A 1,176-nucleotide genomic window follows, 5' to 3' on the forward strand; every position below is an offset into this window, starting at 1 on the left:
CGGCGCCCTGTTCGGCGAGGCGGCGGGCGACCTGCAGGCCGAGGCCGCCGAGGCCGCCGGTGACGAGGTAGCTGCCCTCCCCCGACAGTTCGACGCGCTGGTCGAAGGTCAGCACGACCTTGCCGGTGTGCCTGGTGTGCTGCATGTGGGTGTAGGCCTGCGCCGCCCGGGCGCGGGGGAACACCGTCACCGGCAGCGGACGGAGCCGGCCGGCCGCGAACATCGCCCCGAGCTCCTCGAACAGTCCGGGCAGCAGCGTGGCGTCGAGTTCGGCGTCGTCCCCGAGGTCGAACGGGAAGTACCCGGCGTCCGGGCGCTCCCGGCGCATCCGCTCCGGCGACCAGATGCCCAGCTTGCCCATCTCGACGAAGCGCCCGTCCTTGGCGAGCACGGAGAGGCCCGCCGGGATGAACTCGCCGTTCAGGCTGTTGAGCACGACGTCGACGCCCTGCCCGCCGGTGGCGGCCGCGACCCCGTCGGCGAACGAGGTGCTGCGCGAGTCGAAGACGTGGGCGACCCCGAGGGCCCGGACCGCGTCGTGCTTGGACGCGCTCGCGGTGGCGAACACCTCCGCGCCGAGCGCCAGGGCGATCTGCACGGCGGCGCCGCCGACCCCGCCGGAGGCGGCGTGGATCAGCACCCGCTCGCCGGCCCGGAGCCCGGCCAGCCGGGTGAGCGCGTAGTGGGCGGTCAGGAAGGCCAGCGGGACGGTGGCGCCCTCGGCCATGGTCAGTCCGGCGGGCAGCGCCGCGACCTGGCCGGCGCCGACCGTGACGAAGTCGGCGAAGCCGCCCTCGGCCATCGCGATCACCGGATCGCCGACGGCCAGTCCGGTCACCCCGGCGCCCACGGCGGCCACGACGCCCGCGCACTCGAAGCCCAGCGGGACGTCCGCGGCCCGGTCGAGGCCGTACGCGTCCGCGTAGTGCTCCCGCATCATGCCCAGCATGATCAGCACGTCGCGGAAGTTCAGGCCGGCCGCCCGCACCCGGATCTCGACCTCGCCCGCGCCGGGCGCCCGCCGCTCCAGCGGCTCGGCCCGCAGGTCGTCCGCGGTGCCGTACTCGCCGAGCACCAGCTTGACGGCGCCGGTGTCGGGGGTGGGGTTGGTGGTGGGGGTGAGGGTGGGGGTGTGGCGGGTTTGTCCGCGGAGGGCGCTGTGGGGGTGGTGGGTGG

General features: G+C 75.5%; 1 protein-coding gene. It reads right to left on the minus strand.

Going from position 1 to position 1,176, the window contains the following annotated elements; translation table 11 throughout:
* Positions 1 to 1,176, minus strand: a 1,176-nt coding sequence (locus AB0N04_RS38570; protein ID WP_360223524.1) for a zinc-binding dehydrogenase, incomplete at both ends; no start/stop codon positions are given.

This window comes from Kitasatospora sp. NPDC051702 (assembly GCF_040681575.1).
Taxonomy (GTDB): Bacteria; Actinomycetota; Actinomycetes; order Streptomycetales; family Streptomycetaceae; genus Kitasatospora.